This is a genomic window from Rhizobium sp. WCS2018Hpa-16, from assembly GCF_031843705.1.
In the GTDB taxonomy this organism is placed as follows: Bacteria; Pseudomonadota; Alphaproteobacteria; order Rhizobiales; family Rhizobiaceae; genus Agrobacterium; species Agrobacterium tumefaciens_C.
Genome location: NZ_JAVTIX010000002.1, coordinates 80324 through 99515 on the forward strand (window position 1 = coordinate 80324; position 19192 = coordinate 99515).

At 58.2% G+C, this 19192-nt stretch carries 19 protein-coding genes and 1 other RNA gene; 13 read left to right on the plus strand and 7 right to left on the minus strand.

Features of this window, described 5'->3' with window-relative positions:
• Positions 1–100 precede the first annotated feature (100 nt).
• The gene (locus tag RQI55_RS06500) at positions 101–544 is read left to right on the plus strand and encodes a MarR family winged helix-turn-helix transcriptional regulator (RefSeq protein WP_243256883.1); all 444 of its coding nucleotides are present in this window, start codon (positions 101–103) and stop codon (positions 542–544) included.
• 91 nt (positions 545–635) lie between these two features.
• A complete protein-coding gene (locus RQI55_RS06505) occupies positions 636–2027 on the plus strand; it encodes a M20/M25/M40 family metallo-hydrolase (RefSeq protein ID WP_042616176.1) in 1392 nt (463 codons plus the stop codon).
• A 459-nt stretch (positions 2028–2486) separates the two neighbouring features.
• On the opposite strand, the gene RQI55_RS06510 is transcribed toward RQI55_RS06505, so the two are convergent.
• Positions 2487–2696, minus strand: a complete 210-nt coding sequence (locus tag RQI55_RS06510) for a cold-shock protein (protein WP_042616177.1) — start codon at positions 2694–2696, stop codon at positions 2487–2489.
• A gap of 509 nt (positions 2697–3205) precedes the next feature.
• On the opposite strand from RQI55_RS06510, the gene RQI55_RS06515 reads away from it, so the two are divergent.
• From RQI55_RS06515 to RQI55_RS06525, 3 genes are all read left to right on the plus strand, one after another.
• The gene (locus tag RQI55_RS06515) at positions 3206–3664 is read left to right on the plus strand and encodes a YbaK/EbsC family protein (RefSeq protein WP_243256882.1); all 459 of its coding nucleotides are present in this window, start codon (positions 3206–3208) and stop codon (positions 3662–3664) included.
• A gap of 130 nt (positions 3665–3794) precedes the next feature.
• Positions 3795–6125 carry a transglycosylase domain-containing protein gene (locus RQI55_RS06520; protein WP_311272425.1) on the plus strand — a complete coding sequence of 777 codons (2331 nt, stop codon included), beginning with the start codon at positions 3795–3797 and terminating at the stop codon, positions 6123–6125.
• Positions 6126–6197: 72 nt separating this feature from the next.
• Complete coding sequence (locus RQI55_RS06525; protein ID WP_311272426.1) at positions 6198–6815, plus strand: Imm42 family immunity protein; 618 nt, start codon at positions 6198–6200, stop codon at positions 6813–6815.
• A gap of 141 nt (positions 6816–6956) precedes the next feature.
• On the opposite strand, the gene RQI55_RS06530 is transcribed toward RQI55_RS06525, so the two are convergent.
• Positions 6957–7529: a cytochrome c family protein gene (locus tag RQI55_RS06530; RefSeq protein ID WP_042616180.1), complete on the minus strand. Its 573-nt coding sequence runs from the start codon at positions 7527–7529 to the stop codon at positions 6957–6959.
• Between the two features lie 148 nt (positions 7530–7677).
• Here RQI55_RS06530 and RQI55_RS06535 point away from each other — a divergent pair, with 148 nt between their 5' ends.
• Positions 7678–8427 carry a 3-deoxy-manno-octulosonate cytidylyltransferase gene (locus tag RQI55_RS06535; protein WP_042616181.1) on the plus strand — a complete coding sequence of 250 codons (750 nt, stop codon included), beginning with the start codon at positions 7678–7680 and terminating at the stop codon, positions 8425–8427.
• Positions 8428–8437: 10 nt separating this feature from the next.
• Positions 8438–9295, plus strand: a complete 858-nt coding sequence (locus tag RQI55_RS06540; RefSeq protein WP_279290421.1) for a prephenate dehydratase — start codon at positions 8438–8440, stop codon at positions 9293–9295.
• A 2-nt stretch (positions 9296–9297) separates the two neighbouring features.
• On the opposite strand, the gene nudC is transcribed toward RQI55_RS06540, so the two are convergent.
• Positions 9298–10278: an NAD(+) diphosphatase gene (gene nudC, locus RQI55_RS06545; protein WP_243256879.1), complete on the minus strand. Its 981-nt coding sequence runs from the start codon at positions 10276–10278 to the stop codon at positions 9298–9300.
• Positions 10278–10682 (minus strand): HIT family protein, encoded by a 405-nt coding sequence (locus RQI55_RS06550; RefSeq protein ID WP_311272427.1) that lies wholly within the window; start codon positions 10680–10682, stop codon positions 10278–10280. Before RQI55_RS06550 ends, nudC begins: the two co-directional genes overlap by 1 nt.
• A gap of 89 nt (positions 10683–10771) precedes the next feature.
• Between RQI55_RS06550 and ffs the strand changes: the two genes are divergently transcribed.
• The 3 genes from ffs (at position 10772) to RQI55_RS06565 (ending at position 13162) form a co-directional block, all read left to right on the plus strand.
• Positions 10772–10868: signal recognition particle sRNA small type (gene ffs, locus RQI55_RS06555), an RNA gene on the plus strand.
• An 82-nt stretch (positions 10869–10950) separates the two neighbouring features.
• Positions 10951–12819, plus strand: coding sequence for a DNA polymerase III subunit gamma/tau (locus tag RQI55_RS06560; protein WP_243256877.1), 1869 nt, complete (start codon positions 10951–10953; stop codon positions 12817–12819).
• Between the two features lie 19 nt (positions 12820–12838).
• Positions 12839–13162: a YbaB/EbfC family nucleoid-associated protein gene (locus RQI55_RS06565; protein ID WP_042616185.1), complete on the plus strand. Its 324-nt coding sequence runs from the start codon at positions 12839–12841 to the stop codon at positions 13160–13162.
• A 6-nt stretch (positions 13163–13168) separates the two neighbouring features.
• Here RQI55_RS06565 and RQI55_RS06570 read toward each other — a convergent pair whose 3' ends face one another.
• Entirely contained in the window at positions 13169–13783 is a 615-nt protein-coding gene (locus tag RQI55_RS06570; protein WP_243256876.1) for an MOSC domain-containing protein, read from the minus strand.
• Positions 13784–13838: 55 nt separating this feature from the next.
• Between RQI55_RS06570 and recR the strand changes: the two genes are divergently transcribed.
• Both recR and RQI55_RS06580 read left to right on the plus strand, forming a co-directional pair.
• The gene (gene recR, locus RQI55_RS06575) at positions 13839–14444 is read left to right on the plus strand and encodes a recombination mediator RecR (protein ID WP_042616187.1); all 606 of its coding nucleotides are present in this window, start codon (positions 13839–13841) and stop codon (positions 14442–14444) included.
• A 14-nt stretch (positions 14445–14458) separates the two neighbouring features.
• Positions 14459–15724 carry a lytic murein transglycosylase gene (locus RQI55_RS06580; protein WP_311272428.1) on the plus strand — a complete coding sequence of 422 codons (1266 nt, stop codon included), beginning with the start codon at positions 14459–14461 and terminating at the stop codon, positions 15722–15724.
• 12 nt (positions 15725–15736) lie between these two features.
• Here RQI55_RS06580 and ubiB read toward each other — a convergent pair whose 3' ends face one another.
• Together ubiB and ubiE are read right to left on the minus strand one after the other, a co-directional pair.
• Positions 15737–17311: a 2-polyprenylphenol 6-hydroxylase gene (gene ubiB / locus RQI55_RS06585; protein WP_311272429.1), complete on the minus strand. Its 1575-nt coding sequence runs from the start codon at positions 17309–17311 to the stop codon at positions 15737–15739.
• Positions 17312–17348: 37 nt separating this feature from the next.
• Positions 17349–18125 carry a bifunctional demethylmenaquinone methyltransferase/2-methoxy-6-polyprenyl-1,4-benzoquinol methylase UbiE gene (ubiE, locus tag RQI55_RS06590; protein ID WP_192063158.1) on the minus strand — a complete coding sequence of 259 codons (777 nt, stop codon included), beginning with the start codon at positions 18123–18125 and terminating at the stop codon, positions 17349–17351.
• Between the two features lie 145 nt (positions 18126–18270).
• Between ubiE and mutM the strand changes: the two genes are divergently transcribed.
• Complete coding sequence (gene mutM, locus RQI55_RS06595) at positions 18271–19164, plus strand: bifunctional DNA-formamidopyrimidine glycosylase/DNA-(apurinic or apyrimidinic site) lyase (RefSeq protein ID WP_243256873.1); 894 nt, start codon at positions 18271–18273, stop codon at positions 19162–19164.
• The last annotated feature ends 28 nt before the right edge of the window (positions 19165–19192 follow it).

Below are 19192 nucleotides of genomic sequence, written 5' to 3' on the forward strand. Positions count from 1 at the left end.
CAGGCGGGGTCTGCGCACATGTTTCGCGAAAGCCTGCGCATTTACCATGGGGAAATGGACATTGTGGATGACTGCCGTCTGCGACCCCGGAAACGAAGATATGCGTTTTTCACGAAACGATTCAGCCACCTATCTTTCGGCTCAATTGGCAAAGACCTTTTCGTCGGCGCTGAATGCACGTGCCCGGACGCTTGGTTTCTCCCGGGGGCAATTTCCCGTTTTGCTGGAGCTGTGGAGCGAAGACGGGCTGACGCAGCGGCAATTGCTGGACCGTGTCGATGTGGAGCAGGCAACGCTTGCCAACACGCTGGCGCGCATGGAACGCGACGGGCTGATCGAGCGAAAGCCACACCCGCGTGACCGCCGCGCCCAGATCATAGAGCTGACGGCCAAGGGGCGGGCGCTGGAAGAAACCGCCATTTCCGCCTCCATGGCAACCGACGATGCGGTCCTTGCAGGCTTTCTGAGGTTCGAGCGTCACCTTCTTCTGGAATATATGAGCCGGGCCATCAAGGCTGGGAAAGCGCCAGACGCGAAAGCATGAAAAAACGCGATGGCATGAAATGATTTTCCGGCTCGATCCATGGGCCGCTTTGCTTTATCCTGCGCCGATCTTCGCATGACAGGATCGCGTAATGACAGACATATCCCCCGTTCTCTCGGCGGTTGACGACAATCTCACAGCCAGCCTCGACAGACTTTTCGAACTCGTTCGTCTGAAGTCGATTTCGACAGACCCAAGCTACAAGGCTGAATGCCGCAAGGCCGCCGAATGGCTGGTGCGTGATCTGACGACGATCGGTTTCGATGCCTCGATCAGAGATACCGCTGGCCATCCCATGGTCGTTGCCCATCATGATGGCGCGCAACCAGATGCGCCGCATGTGCTGTTTTACGGCCATTATGATGTCCAGCCCGTAGACCCGATCGAGCTATGGGAGAACGACCCGTTCGAACCCGCACTGAAAGACATTGGCGGCGGCCGCAAGGTCATGACCGGCCGTGGCACATCCGACGACAAGGGTCAGTTGATGACCTTCGTAGAAGCATGCAGGGCTTACAAGCAGGTGCACGGCTCCCTGCCGCTGCGCATCACCATCCTGTTCGAGGGTGAGGAAGAATCTGGCTCGCCATCGCTGAAGCCATTCCTTGACGCCAATGCCGACGAGCTGAAGGCGGAATATGCGCTGGTGTGCGATACCAGCATGTGGAACACGGAAACGCCCGCCATTGCTGCGGCTCTGCGCGGTCTGGTCGGCGAGGAAATCGTCGTCACCGCCGCCGATCGTGATCTCCACTCCGGTCTGTTCGGTGGTGCGGCTGCCAACCCGATCCACATTCTGACGAAAATCCTCGCCGGATTGCACGACGAGACCGGCAAGGTCACGCTTGCAGGTTTCTACGATGGTGTCGAAGAAACACCGTCCAACATCAAGGCATCCTGGGACAATCTCGGCCTGACGGCGGAAGGCTTTCTGGGCGGCGTCGGCCTGTCCGTTCCTGCAGGCGAAAAGGGCCGGTCGGTTCTGGAACTGACATGGGCACGCCCGACGGCTGAGGTGAACGGCATCACCGGCGGTTACACCGGAGAGGGCTTCAAGACGGTGATCGCGGCCAAGGCTTCCGCCAAGGTCTCCTTCCGCCTCGTTGGCAGCCAGGACCCGGCAGCCATCCGCGAAAGCTTCCGCGCCTATGTCCGCTCGCAAATTCCGGCCGACTGCTCGGTGGATTTTCACGAGCATGGCGGCTCGCCCGCAATCCAGCTTTCCTATGATTCGCCAGCACTGACGAAGGCCAAGAACGCGCTTTCGGATGAATGGGCAAAGCCCGCCGTCGTTATCGGCATGGGTGGGTCCATTCCGATTGTGGGCGATTTCCAGACCATGCTGGGCATGGATTCGCTGATGATTGGCTTCGGCCTGACCGATGACCGTATCCACTCGCCAAACGAAAAATACGATCTGCAATCCTTCCACAAGGGCATCCGCTCCTGGGTGCGGATCCTGTCGGCGCTGAGCGTGAAGTAACAAAAAAGGCGCCGCCCCGAAACAAGGGTGGCGCCTTTATAGAGATGAAGTCTCTTGAAAACAAAAAGGCCGGGCAAGCCCGACCTTTCATTCCGTTTTTTGCTTCAGTGCCAGTACATCCGTGGTCAAAGTGCAAGAAACGGCTTGGTGTTTCAGCGCGGCGACAACACTTGGTTGTCTCTCGCGTCTTCCTATACATGTTTGCGCTGCTTCGGTTAAGTTTTAGTTAACGCGTGAACTGCAAACATGCGATCTGTGACCAGACATTCAGAATATTCTGAAACGCTCATGAAGCTGTATATCGGAAGGCATCACACGGATTACAAGGCCGCCATCGAAAATTTCCTCTACGGATCACCGCGCAGGGCGAGGATGAGGTCAGGCCGAAATAGAAAAAGGCCGGGAAAACCCGGCCTTTAAAGTCTGCATCATCGGTCTCACGACCGATGAAAGCTCCAATTAGGAAGCAACGATGCTGTCAGCAGACATCTTGCCAGAGCGGCGATCCTGAACCAGTTCGTAGGTGATCTTCTGACCATCCTTGAGGCCGTTCAGGCCAGCGCGCTCAACAGCAGAAATGTGTACGAACACGTCCTGTGCGCCATCATCAGGCTGAATGAAGCCGTAGCCCTTGGTTGCGTTGAACCACTTTACTGTACCAGTCGCCATAACGATGTTCCTTCCGTTGGCAAATTACTCGTGCACTGAACGTCAGTGCGGGTGTTCTCGATTTTGAAGGAAAGATCGTCGTATGCGCCTATAAAGACACCGAAGCTCTGGTCGTCAAACAAATATCGATGGCGAAACACCTAAAATGACGAAGCGGATAAGTCAAGTTTGTTTGACACGCATGAGAACGAGAAAAAGCAGGCTTTACCGCCTTTTAAGCGAAGCCTGTGGGGTCGCATTGCGCGACAGGACTGAATGAATGCCAGAAAGCAAAAACCCGGCGCGGGAGGAGGTGCGCCGGGTTCTTGATACTGACTGACAACTGGGAGGAGGAGTGCTGTCAGTCCAATCTAGCGACGCTGGGAGGAGGAGTGCGTCGCTTCGATGGTTTGAAGATACAATAATTTTTGACGGAGAACAGACCTTACATTGCAGCGCAGCATTGCGCGATTTGCATAGCTTTCTTTAGAATACTTGATTTTAAGAGCGGTAACGCCTAAAGATTGCGCATGACGATTGCATCCGTTCGAGACTATTTCGCGGCATACGCGCCTGATATCAGCGTCATCGAGACGGATGAGAGCTCCGCCACGGTGGAATTGGCCGCGTTGGCACACAAGGTGGAGCCGGATCAGATTGCCAAGACGATTTGCCTGCGAGCCGGCGACACCATTCTTCTCCTCGTCACCGCTGGCACGAGAAGGCTCGACAACCGGAAATTCCGGGACCATTTCGGCGCCAAGCCTCGCATGCTGGCCGGTGAAGAGGTGGTTGAAGTGACCAGCCATCCGATTGGCGGCGTCTGCCCTTTCGGACTGCCAACGGCACTGCCGATCTATTGCGATGTGTCATTGAAGAACCATGCCAAGGTCGTGCCTGCGGCAGGAGCAACCAATTCAGCTGTCGTGATCACGCCCGAGCGCATGGCGGAGCTGACGGGTGCACAATGGGTTGATGTCTGCCAGTAATGGCGGTGTTCCGGCGTTAGCCGGACTTAACCCCACCTTAAATCGCCGCATTTAAGCTTCATCTCGATAGAACCAACACCCGCAACCGCGCATATGGCGCGCCTCTCGTTCACGGAGCAATTTCCCGCATATGGCAGGACCCGGTAAATCAGGCCAGCGTGTAGAACCTTCTTTCGGAGATTTTCACGAGTCCGGTGATGACCTCCGCTTGAACGAAGGCGACCGGATCAATGGTGCCAAGGGCGGTGGTAAAAAGGCATCCGGTTCTGGTCCTGAGAAACCGCAAAAGCGTGAGCGGGCGAAACCGCGTCGGGAAAGAGGTAGCGCACGTGCATCGCGTAGCGGCGGCATCACCCGCTTCATCCGCTCTTTCACCTATTGGTGCATCGTGCTCGGCATATGGGGTGGCATCGGTGTAGCCGGTATCGTTGCCTATTATGCGGCGCGCATGCCCAGCGCCAGCAGTTGGACCATTCCCGAGCGTCCGCCCAATCTGAAAATCGTGGCGGTGGATGGCTCGGTTCTTGCCAATCGTGGAACGACGGGCGGTGAGGCGCTGGCGCTTGAGGATATGTCGCCTTACCTGCCGCAAGCCGTGATGGCGATTGAAGACCGGCGCTTCTATTCGCATTTCGGCATCGACCCGCTGGGGCTTGGCCGCGCCATCATCACCAATATTCTGAGCGGTCGCACCGTGCAGGGCGGCTCGACGCTGACGCAGCAGCTGGCGAAAAACCTCTTCCTGTCTCCAGACCGCACGCTTGAACGCAAGATCCAGGAAGTCCTGCTCGCCTTCTGGCTGGAGCAGAAATACACCAAGGATCAGATCATGGCGATGTATCTGAACCGCGTCTATTTCGGCTCCAATGCTTACGGCGTGGAAGCGGCGTCGCGCCGCTACTTCAACAAGTCTGCCCGGGACGTCAATCTGGGCGAAGCCGCATTGCTGGCGGGCTTGCTGAAAGCGCCATCGCGCCTTTCGCCCGCCCGTGATCCGCAGGCCGCCGAGGAGCGTGCGCAGGTCGTGCTGCAATCCATGCAGGATGTCGGCTTTATCACCGAAGACGAAATCAAGACGGCCATGTCGCAGCCGCCGACAAAGGCCAAGCGTTTCTGGTCCGGGGCAGAGCATTACGCTGCCGATATGGTGCTGGACGAAGTCCGCATGCTGGTCGGTGACGTGAAGCAGGATCTGGTGGTGGACACGACCATTGATCTCGATCTGGAGAAGGAAGCCGAGAAGGCGCTGTCCAATGTGCTGAGCACCGAAGGCAAGAAGCTTGGCGCATCACAGGCGGCGCTCGCCTCCATCGATGGCACGGGCGCAATCCGGGCCATTGTCGGCGGTGCCGATTACTCAAAGAGCCAGTTCAACCGCGCCGCCAAGGCCAAGCGCCAGCCCGGTTCGGCCTTCAAGCCCTTCGTCTATATTGCGGCGCTGGAAAATGGGCTGACCCCGAACTCTGTGCGCAACGACGCGCCGGTCAAGATCGGCAAATGGACACCGGAAAATTACGATCAGAAATATCGCGGTGAAGTCACGCTCGCGACGGCGCTGGCCAATTCGCTGAACACCATCGCCGCCCAGTTGGTGATGGAAGTCGGCCCGGATCGCGTTGCCCAAGTGGCGCACCGCATGGGCATTGAATCGGACCTGCAAGCCAATGCCTCCATTGCGCTCGGCACATCGGAAGTGTCTCTTCTGGAGCTGACTTCGGCCTATGCGCCGATGATGAATGGCGGCTTCAAGGCGACGCCGCACATCGTCAAGCGAATCACAGATGCGGACGGCAAGGTTCTCTATGAGAACAAATACGACAATCCGCCGCGGGTGCTGAGCGAAGCGATTGCCGCGACCATGAACGGCATGCTGACCGGGGTCATCAACGAAGGCACGGGCAAGGCCGCGAAGTTGAAGGGCTGGCAGGCGGCAGGCAAGTCCGGCACCACACAATCCTTCCGCGACGCTCTGTTTGTGGGCTATACGAGCACGCTCACCACAGGTGTCTGGTTCGGCAACGACGACGGCACCTCGATGAAAAAGGTGACGGGTGGCGGTCTGCCAGCCAAAGCGTGGAAGGAATTCATGACGGCGGCCCATTCCGGCCTCTCGCCATCTCCGCTCTTTGGTCTCGGCACCTATGGTGAACCCGAACTTGGCCAGCCCATGGTCAACGCGCCGGAAGCCCTGCCACAAACGCTGACCGATATGATCTCCAATGCATTGGGTGGCAGTCAGGCGCCGGTGCCGCCAGACTATCCGGCAGCCCCTGTCGGGCGCGACCAGACAGCCTCCAACCCACAATATCCGCCGGTCGATGCGCCATCCCAGCAGTTTCCCCGGCAGCAGCCCTATGATGGCGGACCGGTACCGCCAGCCGATATTGGCGGCGGCGGTGGGCAGCAAAGGGAGGCTGCACCCAAGCAGACGACCCTGTTCGATATCCTGATGGGCAACTGATCCAGGAAATATTGACAATGCCTCCGCCGGACAGTCTTGATCGTACCGGAAACAGAGGCATGGGGATTATCGATGATAGTGGGTGACTGCCGTGTTTTCGCAATCGAAAGCGGGATCACTGAAGCTACAGAAAGTCTTTCCCAATTAGCATTGGGTTTTTTCGTGGTCTATGTCGGCGGGCGAGCTTTCGGGGTCAGGCGGCCCGATGCGTCAATGCTTGCATGCTCATTCAACGAAGTTGAACGTAGGTTGGGGCGGCGCGGCACGCATGTGTCTCCTATTCCGCCCGAAGTTCCAGCGCCTGAGGTTGCTGCAGCATACCTTGATGCTTTCTATCGAGATGACGCCCGGATTGATTACTTTGGACTTTCGCATCAGCAATTCGTCGATGGCTTGCTAGCCAACGGGTCGATATGGGCCCCGGATGGGGACGAGGCCTTCGATGATGGAAGTCACATTCTGCAATTCGATATGGGTGATCGCGTGCGCATTATCGCATTTTTGAATACACAAGCGCCCGACGATTTTGCTCAAACCATCTGCGAAGAATGGATGAATGCCGACCTTTTCTACGCCATTGTTTCTGGCTGGAAGACATTATTCGCCATGGAGCGAACAGGTCTGCTGGAGGCGAAAGCCACTCGCTCGCCTGCTGTTGGACGTTGGCTTCTCGAACCGAAAGAAGAATGACTCAACGCTGTTTTTGAATGCGACGCGACCTGACTTTAACAACCGCACCGGAACATCTCCATTCAACAACGAAACGCTTTAGCCGTTGCGAAACAATCATCCAGTCAGCAAAAAGCCCGGTCGAACCGGGCTTTTCTTGTATCAGTTGATGACTTCAGGTGCCGCATTCGGATCCGGCAACGGGGCCGGGCTGGCAGAGAGCGTTCTCAGATAGGCGATGAGATCGGCGCGCTCTGTTTCCTTCTTGATACCTGCAAAGCCCATGGCCGTGCCTGCAACATGCTTCTTGGGTGCTTCGATGAAGTAGCTGAGGTGGTCATAATCCCACTTCACGGTGCCGCCCTTGGAGAAATCCTTCATAGCTGCCGAGTAGCTGAAGCCTTCGTGGCTGGCGATGGGGCGATTAACAATCTCGAAGAGATTAGGGCCGACTTTATTGGGGCCGCCGCTCTCCCCGGTGTGACAGCTCGCACATTTCTTGAAGACGGTTTCGCCCTTGGCAGCGTCGGCGCTGGCCAGCAACTTGGCAATCGGAGTGGCAGCAGCCGCAGGTTCACCGGCAGCGCTATCAGCGCTCGTTTCGGCAACAATGGCGAAGCCTTCCTTTTCCGGTGCCGGCGCGTGGAAAATCCCCTCGGACGCGATCGATACCGACATCAGGACGAAGATCGTGCCCAAGAGGGCGCCGACCGCCATGTTAACACGTGAATTCATTGATTTGCGCTCCCTCACACCGTTCGCATAAAACGGACATCTTGAAATTGCTCGAAAGCTATGGCTTTTGCACAGCGCGTGCAACTTGAATATGCTCCCCGCACCGTGACCTATTGCCACTTTTTCGCCGGGATTTGAAGGGTGTTGGATGAATAATCGGAATTTTGAAAAGGCAGTCGTGTTGATTCCGGCTCGAATGGCCTCCACACGCCTGCCTGGCAAGCCTCTGGCCGATATTGGCGGCCACCCGATGATCGTTCAGGTTGCCATGCGCGCACGCGAAGCCGGTGCCCAGCGAATCGTCGTCGCCGTGGATGACGAGCGTGTGTTCGAGGCTGTCAAGAACGCTGGTTTTGACGTGACCATGACCCGCGACGATCACCAGTCCGGCTCCGACCGCATCTTTGAAGCCCTGCAAAAAGCAGATCCCGACGGCAATGCCGAGTTCATCATCAATGTTCAGGGCGATCTGCCCACCATCGAGCCGGAAACCATCCGCGCATCGCTTCGCCCGATGGAAAACCCATCGACCGATATTGCGACGCTGACCGTTGAAATTACCGATGAGGACGAAAAGACGAACCCGAGCATCGTCAAGATCGTCGGAAGCCCGATTTCCCCATCACGGCTGCGCGCCCTTTATTTTACCCGTGCGACAGCGCCTTACGGTCAGGGGCCGCTTTATCACCACATCGGGCTTTACACATATCGCCGCGCCGCGCTGGAGAAGTTCGTGTCGCTCAAGCCATCGACGCTGGAGCTGCGCGAAAGCCTCGAACAGTTGAGAGCGCTCGAAGCGGGCATGCGCATCGATGCGGAAATCGTCAACTCGGTTCCGCTGGGTGTCGATACCCAGGCGCAACTCGATAAGGCCCGCGAAATCCTCGCCAACAGATAGATTGATCATCATGAGCAGCAACCGCATTGCCTTTCAGGGCGACTTTGGCGCAAATTCCGACATGGCTTGCCGTGACGTATTTCCGGATATGGAGCCGCTGCCATGCCCCACTTTCGAAGATGCGTTCAACGCGCTGGAAAATGGTGAGGCCGATCTCGCCATGATCCCGATCGAAAACACGCTTGCCGGGCGCGTTGCCGATATTCACCACCTTCTGCCCGAATCGCGCCTCCACATCGTCGGTGAGTATTTCATGCCGATCCGCTTTCAGCTGATGGTGTTGCCGGGCGTTGAAAAGCACGAGATCAAGACGGTCCACAGCCACATCCATGCGCTTGGCCAATGCCGCAAGATCATTCGTTCCAATGGCTGGAAGCCTGTCGTGGCGGGCGATACCGCCGGTGCTGCAAAGCTGGTTGCGGAGCTGGGCGACCGCAGCATGGCGGCCCTTGCGCCAAGGCTTGCGTCCGATCTCTACGGTCTCGACATCCTGGCCGAGAATGTCGAGGATTCGGAAAACAACGTCACCCGCTTCGTTGTGCTGTCTCGGGATGAGAGCTGGGTGAAGCGGACAGCACCGGATGAGGTGATCGTCACCACATTCGTCTTCAATGTCCGCAACATTCCAGCAGCGCTCTACAAGGCCATGGGTGGCTTTGCGACGAACGGCATCAACATGACCAAGCTGGAAAGCTACCAACTGGGCGGGAAATTCGTGGCGACGCAGTTTTACGCCGATATTGAAGGCCATCCTGAAGACGGCTCCGTGCGCCATGCGCTGGACGAGTTGCGGTTCTTCTCGGAGAAGGTCCGCATTCTCGGTGTCTACAAGGGCCACGCGATGCGCCGCAAGCTCAATTTCGCCTGACGTCAGTCAGGTTGCTCGACGACTTTGCCCCAATCGATCCAGTCGCGCATCAACCGTTGCGCGATGGCACCGCGCGGCGGCGGTAAACGGCCATCGGCAGACGTTGCGTTCAACAGCGCTTCCGTCTCCTCACGGGTAAACCAGCGGCAATCCTCAAGTTCGGCTTCGTCACGGGTGATGTCGCGGCTCAGCGCCTCGGCATAGCAGCCAATCATCAGCGTGTGCGGCATCGGCCATGGCTGCGAGGCGTGGTAGCGCACCCGGCCGACCTCGATATTGGCCTCCTCGCGGGTTTCACGGCGCACGGCATTTTCGATGGTTTCGCCCGGCTCCACAAAACCGGCGAGGCAGGAATACATGCCGGGCGCAAAATGCGGGCCTCGGCCCAAAAGGCACAATTCCCGCTCGATATCGATGGTCAGCATGATGACAACAGGGTCGGTGCGCGGAAAGATGGTGTGTTCGCAGGCCGCACAGATGCGCTTGTAACCGCCGATGCGGGTTTCCATGATGCCGCCGCAGCGCCCGCAGAAACGGTTGTCTTTGTTCCAATTGATCAGCGCAACGGCCTGCGCCACCTCTCCCAGAAGCTCGTCCCCGATCAATTGATCGCGGTAAAGGGTGCGGGCATCCACCGCCTTGTAATGGCTGGCGAGAGCATCCGGCGCAATGCCGACAGGCACGGCGATGCGCGGCTCACCATTATCCTTGTGACCTAGGAGGATGGCGTCATCGAAGGAAGGCTCAAGCTCTGCCAGTTCATAGGCCGCAAACAGGGGGTCGAGCACCTGATCGTCATGTTTCAGGATCAGCTTTGCGCCCGAAAACGCCAGAAGATGCGTGCCTTCCACCTTCAGGGCATCGATAACGCAATCTTCCGTGCGCTTTTCCGCCAGACGGTCGAGACCGTTCTGGGAAAATGCTGTCATCGTGCTGGGTTCGGGATGGGGAGCGTTGGTGGTGAAAATGCTGCTTGATGTCATCAGAGTGCGCCGGCGAGTTTTTTCATGAAATCGTGTCTGTCATTGTCGGAGTAGGGCTCAGGCGTGCCTTGCCCCCAGATGGGACCTGGCCAGCATGGATCACCCTCGGTGCGGGCAATGATATGAACATGGAGTTGCCGCACGATGTTGCCAAGTGCGCCGACATTGATTTTGGTCGCGCCGGTCAGTTCTTTTAGGGCGGACGCTACCTGATTGGTTTCGAAAGACAGCATGGCCTGATCGAGCGGGGTGAGTTCAAACAGTTCGCTCACATCGTTTCGCTGCGGCACGAGAACCAGCCACGGCCAGCGTTTATCGTTTTGAATGCGCAATTGGCACAGGCCCAGCTTGGTAATCAGTTCGCTGTCGCGAGCCAGTCTCTCGTCAAGCCGGAATGTGTGCAAGGCGTCCTCCCAATTTGTTTTGGTCGTGATAGCAGTTTTTTATCAGCTTGGCTTGCATTTGGTTTTATTATTGCCGATATGTGCCTCCGGGAGGTTGGTGGTGGACGAGCCACTCGCCAACCGGGTCAGGTCCGGAAGGAAGCAGCCCTAACGAGCCAGGCACGGGTCGCCGTGCCAGCCTCCCACCTTTTTCTTTTTGAAGACGTGCTCAGGTATCGCCGGGCCAGTTCGGCCACTTAGCGGGCAGCACCCAATCACTGGCGAGGCGATGAGCGAAACCGGAACCAATATGCCCCAGACCAAAGAGCAGGGTACAGGTTACCGGGTTCTCGCGCGCAAATACCGCCCGAAAGACTTTTCCGATCTGATGGTTGGCCAGGAGCCGATGGTTCGCACGCTGACCAACGCGTTCGAGACCGGTCGCATTGCGCAAGCCTATATGCTGACGGGAGTCAGAGGTGTGGGCAAGACCACGACGGCGCGCATTCTCGCGCGTGCGCTCAACTACAAGACCGATGAAATCGACAAGCCGACGATTGATCTGCGCATTCCCGGCGAGCATTGTCAGGCCATCATGGAAGGCCGCCATGTTGATGTGATCGAGATGGACGCCGCCTCTCATACGGGTATCGATGATATCAGAGAGATCATCGAACAGGTGCGCTACCGTCCCGTCTCGGCTCGCTATAAAGTCTACATCATCGACGAAGTGCACATGCTGTCCACGCAGGCCTTCAACGGTCTTTTGAAGACGTTGGAAGAGCCGCCGGAGCATGTGAAATTCATTTTCGCGACCACCGAAATTCGCAAGGTGCCGATCACGGTCCTGTCGCGCTGCCAGCGGTTCGATCTGCGCCGCATCAGCGCTGCCGATCTCGTGGGCCTGTTTACCGCCATTGCATCCAAGGAAGGCTTTGAGGCCGAGCCGCAGGCGCTGGCGATGATTGCCCGTGCGGCTGAGGGATCTGCCCGTGACGGTCTGTCGCTATTGGATCAGGCCATTGCGCATGGGGCAGGGCGGGTCGAGGCGGACGCCGTTCGTGGCATGCTGGGCCTTGCCGATCGCGCCCGCATCGTTGACCTGTTCCACCACGTGGTGAAGGGCGATGTCTCCTCGGCGCTGGAAGAATTTACCGGGCAATATGAGGCAGGTGCCAATCCGGTCGTTGTCCTGAACGATCTTGCGGATTTCACCCATCTTGTGACGCGCATGAAATATGTGCCCGACGCGGCAGACGACCCATCCCTGTCTGAGGTGGAGCGCACACGCGGTGCCGACTTTGCCGATACGATTGCGGTGTCCACCCTATCGCGCATCTGGCAGATGCTATTGAAGGGTATTCCCGAGACAGAAAATGCCTCCCGCCCCGCCGGTGCCGCTGAAATGGTGCTGATAAGGCTCTCCCACGCTGCCAATCTGCCCGCGCCTGAAGATGCGGCCCGTCGCCTCCTAGAGCTTTCCAGTGGTGAAGGCGGTGGCTCCGGCAGTGGAGCGCCGTCCGGCTCTGGCAATGGTGGCGGTGCACGCGCTTATTCATCGACGCAAGCGGTTGCGACGGCTCATGCGTCTCCGCAGAGGCAAGCCACGCCGCAGCCGACCGCCATGCTGCGCGCCGTGCCGGATAGCCGCCCGCAGGATATGCAGGTAGCCGCTCCAAAGACGGAAGAACGGCCAGAGCCTAAGGTTCCGGTCAATGTCCTTCAGGATGTGGTCGATCTTTGCACGAAGAACCGCGATCCCCGCATGAAGGCGCTGGTGCGCAATTTCGTGCGGCTCGTGCGGCTTGAACCCGGCCGGATGGATATGCGGCTGGCCGAGGGCGCGCCGGGCTCACTGCCGGGCGAGCTTGGTGTGAAGCTGAAAGAATGGACCGGTATCCACTGGCTCATCAGCCTCAGCAAGGAACAGGGCGAAGCCACACTCGTTGAGGCCGAAGGCAATGCGCGCGACGCACGTCTGGTCGATGCCCGGCAGGACCCTGATGTTGCCGCGATCATGGCGCAGTTTCCGGGTGCGAAGATCACCGATGTGCGCATCAGGACACCGGTGCCTGATGATATCGAGGAAATTGCGCCGCCATCCGTTGCGGAGTCGAGCGAAGGCGACATTCTTCCCGGCGACGACATAGAATTCTAGAAAATTACAGGAGTTTCGTATGCGTGACATCATGGGCATGATGGGCAAGGTCAAGGAAATGCAGGCCAAGATGGAGAAGATGCAGGAGGAGATTTCTGCGCTTGAAGTCGAAGGCAAATCCGGTGGCGGTCTGGTGACAGTGAAGATGAGCGGCAAAGGCTCGCTGCTCGGCGTGAAGATCGACCCGTCCCTGCTGAAAGAAGACGAAGTCGAAATTCTGGAAGATCTGCTGGTCGCAGCCCACAATGATGCCAAGCAGCGCGCCGAAGCCGTCACTGCCGAAAAGACCCGCGAAATCACAGCCGGTCTGCCAATTCCGCCCGGCATGAAGCTGCCGTTCTAGTCGCTCTCAGCCTTCCAGCATGGCCCGGAAACGGCTGGCAAGCGGTGTGGTGAGATAAGCCTCGCGTTCCGCTTGCGACAGCCTTTGCGGCCTGAACCGTTGAAGGATGACGGGGATGGGCAGTTGGATGCCTTTATAGGGCGTCAACGTGACCGTCTCCTCAGGCGCGATCATGCCGCCTTTCAACACACGGCAATAGAAGCCGGGTTGTCCCGCCTTTTTGAAGCGGGGCGCAAAATAGGCATCACCGACCCTTGCAGACAGCGTTGCGCAGGGAATGCGGGCAGCGGTGACTTCCAGCGCCACTTCGGCCGCCGTCAGCTGGTCGCCCACATTCATCTTGGCGCTGTCGAGACCTTCGATGACGAGGTTCTCGCCAAAAAAGCCGGGCTCAACGGCAAAACCGAGTTCGCGTGACCAGAAATCGAGATCGACAGAGCCCATCACATAGATGGCCTGATCCGGCCCGCCATGATGTTTCTTGTTCAGCACGGCATCACTGACGATTCCCGCCTGATCGATGAGAACCGCACCCTGCACCGGGTGTTTGAAAATTCCGGTCTTTGAGGTTTTTCCGGGCAGGACTTCTGCATCGCCCCGGCAGACTGCGCGTATTTTCATGGAATGCCTTCTGCTTATGATTCCCGTTATGACATTTATGCAGTAGAAAGCGCTTATGGCAAAACGAGTCACCGGCCCCGAAATCGAAAAACTCATTCAGCTTCTGGCAAAAGTGCCGGGGCTTGGTCCCCGTTCGGCGCGCCGCGCCGCACTTCACCTGATCAAGAAGAAAGAGCAGCTGCTTGGGCCGCTGGGTCATGCCATGGGCGATGCCTATGACAAGGTGAAGGTCTGTTCCCGCTGCGGCAATGTCGACACCATGGACCCCTGCACCGTGTGCACCGACGACCGGCGTGACCAGACGGTCATCATCGTTGTCGAGGACGTGTCCGATCTCTGGGCGCTGGAACGCTCGGGCGCAATGAACACCGCCTACCACGTTCTGGGCGGTACGCTTTCGCCGCTTGATGGGGTGGGGCCGGAAGATCTCAATATCAAAGGTTTGATCGAACGTGTGAGCGAAGGCGGTATCCAGGAGCTCATCATCGCGGTAAACGCAACGGTGGAGGGCCAGGCGACGGCCCATTACATCACCGACCGGCTGAACGATCTCGGCGTCAGGATCACCCGGCTGGCGCATGGCGTTCCGGTTGGCGGAGAGCTCGACTATCTGGACGAGGGCACGCTGACCGCCGCATTGCGCGCCCGCACCCTTATCTGAGAAGAGGAAAACCCATGCGCTCACGGTTTATCGGCGCGGCCCTTGCCGCGGTCCTCTGCGCTTTGTCCGCAGGCCCATCTTTGTCGCAAACGGTGCCAACCGGTGCTGCCGCTGCCAGATATGATGCGCAGTTCAATGCGTGGCTGAAGCAGGAAATCTGGCCCGAGGCGCGCAAGGCAGGTATTTCGCAGAACACGATCGAGACGGCACTTTCAGGCCTTTCCATCAACTGGAAACTGCCTGATCTCGTCATTCCCGGCCAGAAGCCACCGAAGGAACAAGCCCAAAGCCAAGCGGAATTTTCCTCGCCCGGCGCCTATTTTTCCGAGCAGCGTTTGCAGGGTCTGGCAGCAACTGGGCGCTCGCTGGCGGCCACCCATGCCGCAACGTTGAAGCGCATCGAGGCAAAATATGGCGTTCCCGGCAATATTCTGATCGCTGTCTGGGGTCGTGAATCCGGTTTCGGGCGGGCAAAGCTGCCCAATGCCGTGATCGATGTGCTGGCCACCAAAGCCTATACATCTACCCGCAAGGACATGTTCCGCGTCGAGCTGATCGACGCCCTGAAGATCGTGGAGCGCGGCGATATTCCAGCCTCCAAGATGATGGGTTCATGGGCAGGCGCACTCGGCCAGCCGCAATTCATGCCCTCAAGCTATTTGAAATATGCGGTTGATTTCGATGGGGATGGCCGTCGCGATATCTGGAACTCCGTGCCGGATACTCTGGCATCCATCGCCAACTATCTTTCTACACGCGGCTGGCAGCGCAATCGCGACTGGGGCTTTGAAGTTTCCATACCTGACGCTGTATCCTGTGCGCAGGAAGGGCCGGATCTTGCCCGCCCGGTGGCAGAATGGGCCAAGCTCGGCATTAGCAGAATCTCTGGAAAAGCGTTTCCGGCCAATGACTTGGATGCAGATGGCATGATGCTTGTGCCTGCCGGGCGCAATGGACCTGAATTCGTGGTGACGCCGAATTTCTACGTCATCAAGGAGTATAACAACTCCGATCTCTACGCGCTCTTCATCGGCAATCTGGCAGATCGCATCGCCTATAATGCCGGGCCGTTCCAGGCAAAATGGGGCGATGTTGGTTCCATGTTGCGCTCCGACGTGCTGTCCATGCAAAAAGCGCTGGTCGCCAAGGGCTATGATGTGGGTAAGGCGGATGGCTTGGCGGGCTTCAAGACGCGCCGTTCCCTCGGCGACTGGCAGGCAAAGAACGGGCTGCGCCCGACCTGCTTCCCGGATGCATCCTTGAAGACGAAGCTCAGATAGAGCTTCGCTTCCTTAACTTATCCTGATGGCGATATTGAGCAGCGTGAGCGCGATGACCCAGAGTGCGGCGCGTCCCCATTTTGTGTGGCGCGCTTCCGCCTTGCCAATGGCTTCCGCCGTGCTGGCATCGAAACGCAGGCCGTGTTCGCTCATATAGACCAGATCGGCATGCAGCTTTTCCGTCTTTGCGGCGATCTCGGGGGCGGCTTCGGCAAGCTTGACGGCGGCTTTCAGCCCATCCTTGATGTCGGTTACGATGCGCTTTGGTCCGAGATTGTCTCTGATCCATGCGCTGACGACAGGGTCTGCCGCCTTCCACATGTTAAAGCGCGGATTGAGAATGCGTGACACGCCTTCGACCACGACCATGGTCTTTTGCAGCATGACGAGTTCTGGTCGCGTTTCCATGTCGAAAAGCTCTGTAACTTCAAACAGAAGCGTCAGCAACTTGCCCATGGAGATGGTTTCTGCCGGTTGCCCATGGATCGGTTCGCCGATGGCGCGGATCGCCTGCGCAAAGCTTGCCATGTCGTGGTGGCCGGGCACATAGCCCGCTTCGAAATGGACTTCCGCCACGCGCATGTAATCGCGAGTGATGAAGCCATAGAGAATTTCGGCCAGAAACCGGCGTTCCTTTTTGCCCAGCCGCCCGGCAATGCCCATATCCACGGCAACGATCATACCCTGCGGGTCTACGAACAGGTTGCCGGGGTGCATATCGGCATGAAAAAAGCCGTCGCGCAGGGTATGGCGCAGGAAGGACTGAATGAGCGTATCGGCCAGTGCGTCGAGATCGTGACCGGCAGCCCTCAGGCCTTCCACGTCAGACATCTTGACGCCATCGATCCACTCCATGGTGACGACATCGCGGCCCGTGCGCTCCCAATCCACTTCCGGCACGCGAAAGCCGGGATCGTTTTTGGTGTTCTCAGCGATTTCGGAGAGCGCTGCGGCCTCAAGCCGCAAATCCATCTCGATCTTCGTCGTCTGTTCCAGCGCGCGAGTTACTTCCACAGGGCGCAGACGCCGGGCGGAGCGAATAAACCGCTGCTGCAGATCGGCAATCAGATACATGGCCTCCAGATCATTCTGGAAACGCTGGCGTACGCCGGGGCGAATGACCTTGACGGCCACTTTTTTCTGGCCGTTCGGAGTGCGCACCATGGCCGGGTGAACCTGCGCTATGGAGGCGGCAGCAATCGGCTCACCAAATTCGAGATAAAGATCCGCCATCGGACGCCCGAGCGAGCCCTCAATATTGGCTCTTGCCGCAGCATTCGGGAAGAAGGCCATGCGGTCCTGCAAGCGCGAGAGGTCTTCGGCAAAATCGGCGCCGACTACATCCGGGCGGGTGGCCAGAAACTGGCCCATCTTCACATAGGACGGCCCCAGCCGCTCGACAGCCGTCGCCAGCCGGTCGCGGCGTTCCGTGTGCTTGGCGCGGTTGCGGGCAAAGGGCTTGAGCAGCGCTTTGGCAAACTTCGCCGTTGCGGGTAGATCGTCCGAAGGCAGGGCAAGCACCACGCCTTCGCGCACCAGAACCCAGCCAACCTTGGCCAAGCGAAAATATGCACCGGGCGTGCTCATGCGAATGCCTTCTTCCTGCTGCCAGCCATCATGTCGATTAAAGTTTCCAGCCGGAATGCAGCGCGGCAATGCCGCCTGTGTAATTGGTATAGGTGACGCGTGAAAAACCCGCCGTACGGATCATGGCCGCGAAATCATCCTGATTGGGGAATTTGCGGATCGATTCCACCAGATACTGGTAGGGCTCGGCATCGCCGGTAATCATCTTGCCAAATTTCGGAATGGCATTGAACGACCAGGCATCATAGACCTTGTCGAGAAGCGGCATGTCCACCTCGGAAAACTCCAGCACCAGAAGGCGTCCGCCACGCTTCAAAACCCGGTGCGCTTCTTTCAGCGCCACATCAATGCGCGGCACGTTGCGAATGCCGAAGGCAACCGTATAGGCGTCAAAGCTTTTATCCTCGAAGGGAAGTTCTTCGGCATTCGCTTCCACAAAGGTCACATTGTCGGACAGCTTCTTCTTGGCGGCGCGCTCCTCGCCCACCGCAAGCATCGAGCCGTTAATGTCGAGCACGGTAGAATGGGCAAGCCGGTTGGAGGCTTCGACGATGCGGAAGGCGATATCACCCGTGCCACCTGCCACATCCAGCGTCTTGTAGGTGGGATCCTTGCGCGGGTTGAGCGCGGCAATCATGGCGTCTTTCCACAAGCGGTGCATGCCCGCCGACATCACGTCATTCATGATATCGTAGCGTTTGGCGACCTTGTGGAAGACCTCGTTGACCATGCCCTGCTTTTGGCCTTCTTCAACCTTGTGAAAACCGTAGGACGTTTCCATGCCGCCATTGGCGGTTGTGCGGGCTTCGGTCATCGGCGGTCTCCATCTTTAATTACGGGGCGGACCATAGCGGAAACAGGAATGCGACGCTATCTGTTGCGGCAGTTTATGCCTGCGACATGTATGTCCGCAGGATTTAGATCGCAAGACCGTCGCGATAAACATGTGAGTTGAGCAGATGCCAGAATTGCCCGAAGTGGAAACCGTCAGACGCGGCCTTGCGCCGACCATGGAAGGTGCGCGCCTTGAAAAGCTTGTTCTGGGTCGCCCGGACCTGCGCTTTCCCTTCCCGGAAGGGTTTGCTGAGCTGGTGGAGGGCAAACGCATCATCTCCCTGGGGCGACGGGCGAAATATCTGCTGATCGAGCTGGAGGACGGGCTGACGATCGTTTCGCATCTCGGCATGTCCGGCTCCTTCCGCATCGATGATGAGGTGCAGGAGACGGATGCACCCGGCGTGTTCCATCATCCGCGCTCCAAGGATGGCAAGCACGACCATGTCATCTTCCATCTGCAAAGAGACGGAAGGCATGCGCAGGTCATCTATAATGACCCACGCCGTTTTGGCTTCATGCATCTGGTGGAGCGATCCAACATTGATCTTTACCCCGCCTTTGCAGATCTTGGCCCGGAGCCAACCGGAAACGCGCTGAGCGCCGATTATCTGGCGCGCCGCTTTGCCGGAAAGAACCAACCGCTCAAAAGCACGCTGCTGGACCAGAAGGTGATTGCGGGGCTGGGCAATATCTATGTCTGCGAAGCGCTGTGGCGTGCCCACCTCTCTCCGTTAAGAGCCGCTGGCACGCTGGTTACGAAAACGGACAAGCCGAGGGCATCCCTCATCGATCTCACGGAGAAAATCCGCGAGGTGATTGCCGATGCCATCGCCGCCGGTGGCTCGTCCCTGCGCGATCATATCCAGACAGATGGTACGCTTGGCTATTTCCAGCATTCCTTCTCGGTCTATGATCGGGAGGGCCATGCTTGCCCCACACCCGGTTGCGGGGGTACGGTTGAGCGGATTGTACAGGCGGGGCGCTCGACATTCTATTGTGCCGCCTGCCAGAAATGACGCCAGTAAAAACGGGAGAGGACCCTCA

What these genes read in the sequence shown, in the direction of transcription:
- RQI55_RS06570 (WP_243256876.1), bottom strand. Translation starts at nt 13,783, where the DNA reads ATGAAAATACGCGCAGTCTGCCGGGGCGATGCAGAAGTCCTGCCCGGA.
- RQI55_RS06540 (WP_279290421.1), top strand. Translation starts at nt 8,438, where the DNA reads ATGAGCAGCAACCGCATTGCCTTTCAGGGCGACTTTGGCGCAAATTCC.
- ubiE (WP_192063158.1), bottom strand. Translation starts at nt 18,125, where the DNA reads ATGACCGAAGCCCGCACAACCGCCAATGGCGGCATGGAAACGTCCTAC.
- recR (WP_042616187.1), top strand. Translation starts at nt 13,839, where the DNA reads ATGGCAAAACGAGTCACCGGCCCCGAAATCGAAAAACTCATTCAGCTT.
- RQI55_RS06500 (WP_243256883.1), top strand. Translation starts at nt 101, where the DNA reads ATGCGTTTTTCACGAAACGATTCAGCCACCTATCTTTCGGCTCAATTG.
- RQI55_RS06525 (WP_311272426.1), top strand. Translation starts at nt 6,198, where the DNA reads ATGATAGTGGGTGACTGCCGTGTTTTCGCAATCGAAAGCGGGATCACT.
- RQI55_RS06535 (WP_042616181.1), top strand. Translation starts at nt 7,678, where the DNA reads ATGAATAATCGGAATTTTGAAAAGGCAGTCGTGTTGATTCCGGCTCGA.
- RQI55_RS06530 (WP_042616180.1), bottom strand. Translation starts at nt 7,529, where the DNA reads ATGAATTCACGTGTTAACATGGCGGTCGGCGCCCTCTTGGGCACGATC.
- RQI55_RS06510 (WP_042616177.1), bottom strand. Translation starts at nt 2,696, where the DNA reads ATGGCGACTGGTACAGTAAAGTGGTTCAACGCAACCAAGGGCTACGGC.
- RQI55_RS06520 (WP_311272425.1), top strand. Translation starts at nt 3,795, where the DNA reads ATGGCAGGACCCGGTAAATCAGGCCAGCGTGTAGAACCTTCTTTCGGA.
- RQI55_RS06505 (WP_042616176.1), top strand. Translation starts at nt 636, where the DNA reads ATGACAGACATATCCCCCGTTCTCTCGGCGGTTGACGACAATCTCACA.
- RQI55_RS06565 (WP_042616185.1), top strand. Translation starts at nt 12,839, where the DNA reads ATGCGTGACATCATGGGCATGATGGGCAAGGTCAAGGAAATGCAGGCC.
- mutM (WP_243256873.1), top strand. Translation starts at nt 18,271, where the DNA reads ATGCCAGAATTGCCCGAAGTGGAAACCGTCAGACGCGGCCTTGCGCCG.
- nudC (WP_243256879.1), bottom strand. Translation starts at nt 10,278, where the DNA reads ATGACATCAAGCAGCATTTTCACCACCAACGCTCCCCATCCCGAACCC.
- RQI55_RS06580 (WP_311272428.1), top strand. Translation starts at nt 14,459, where the DNA reads ATGCGCTCACGGTTTATCGGCGCGGCCCTTGCCGCGGTCCTCTGCGCT.
- ubiB (WP_311272429.1), bottom strand. Translation starts at nt 17,311, where the DNA reads ATGAGCACGCCCGGTGCATATTTTCGCTTGGCCAAGGTTGGCTGGGTT.
- RQI55_RS06515 (WP_243256882.1), top strand. Translation starts at nt 3,206, where the DNA reads ATGACGATTGCATCCGTTCGAGACTATTTCGCGGCATACGCGCCTGAT.
- RQI55_RS06560 (WP_243256877.1), top strand. Translation starts at nt 10,951, where the DNA reads ATGAGCGAAACCGGAACCAATATGCCCCAGACCAAAGAGCAGGGTACA.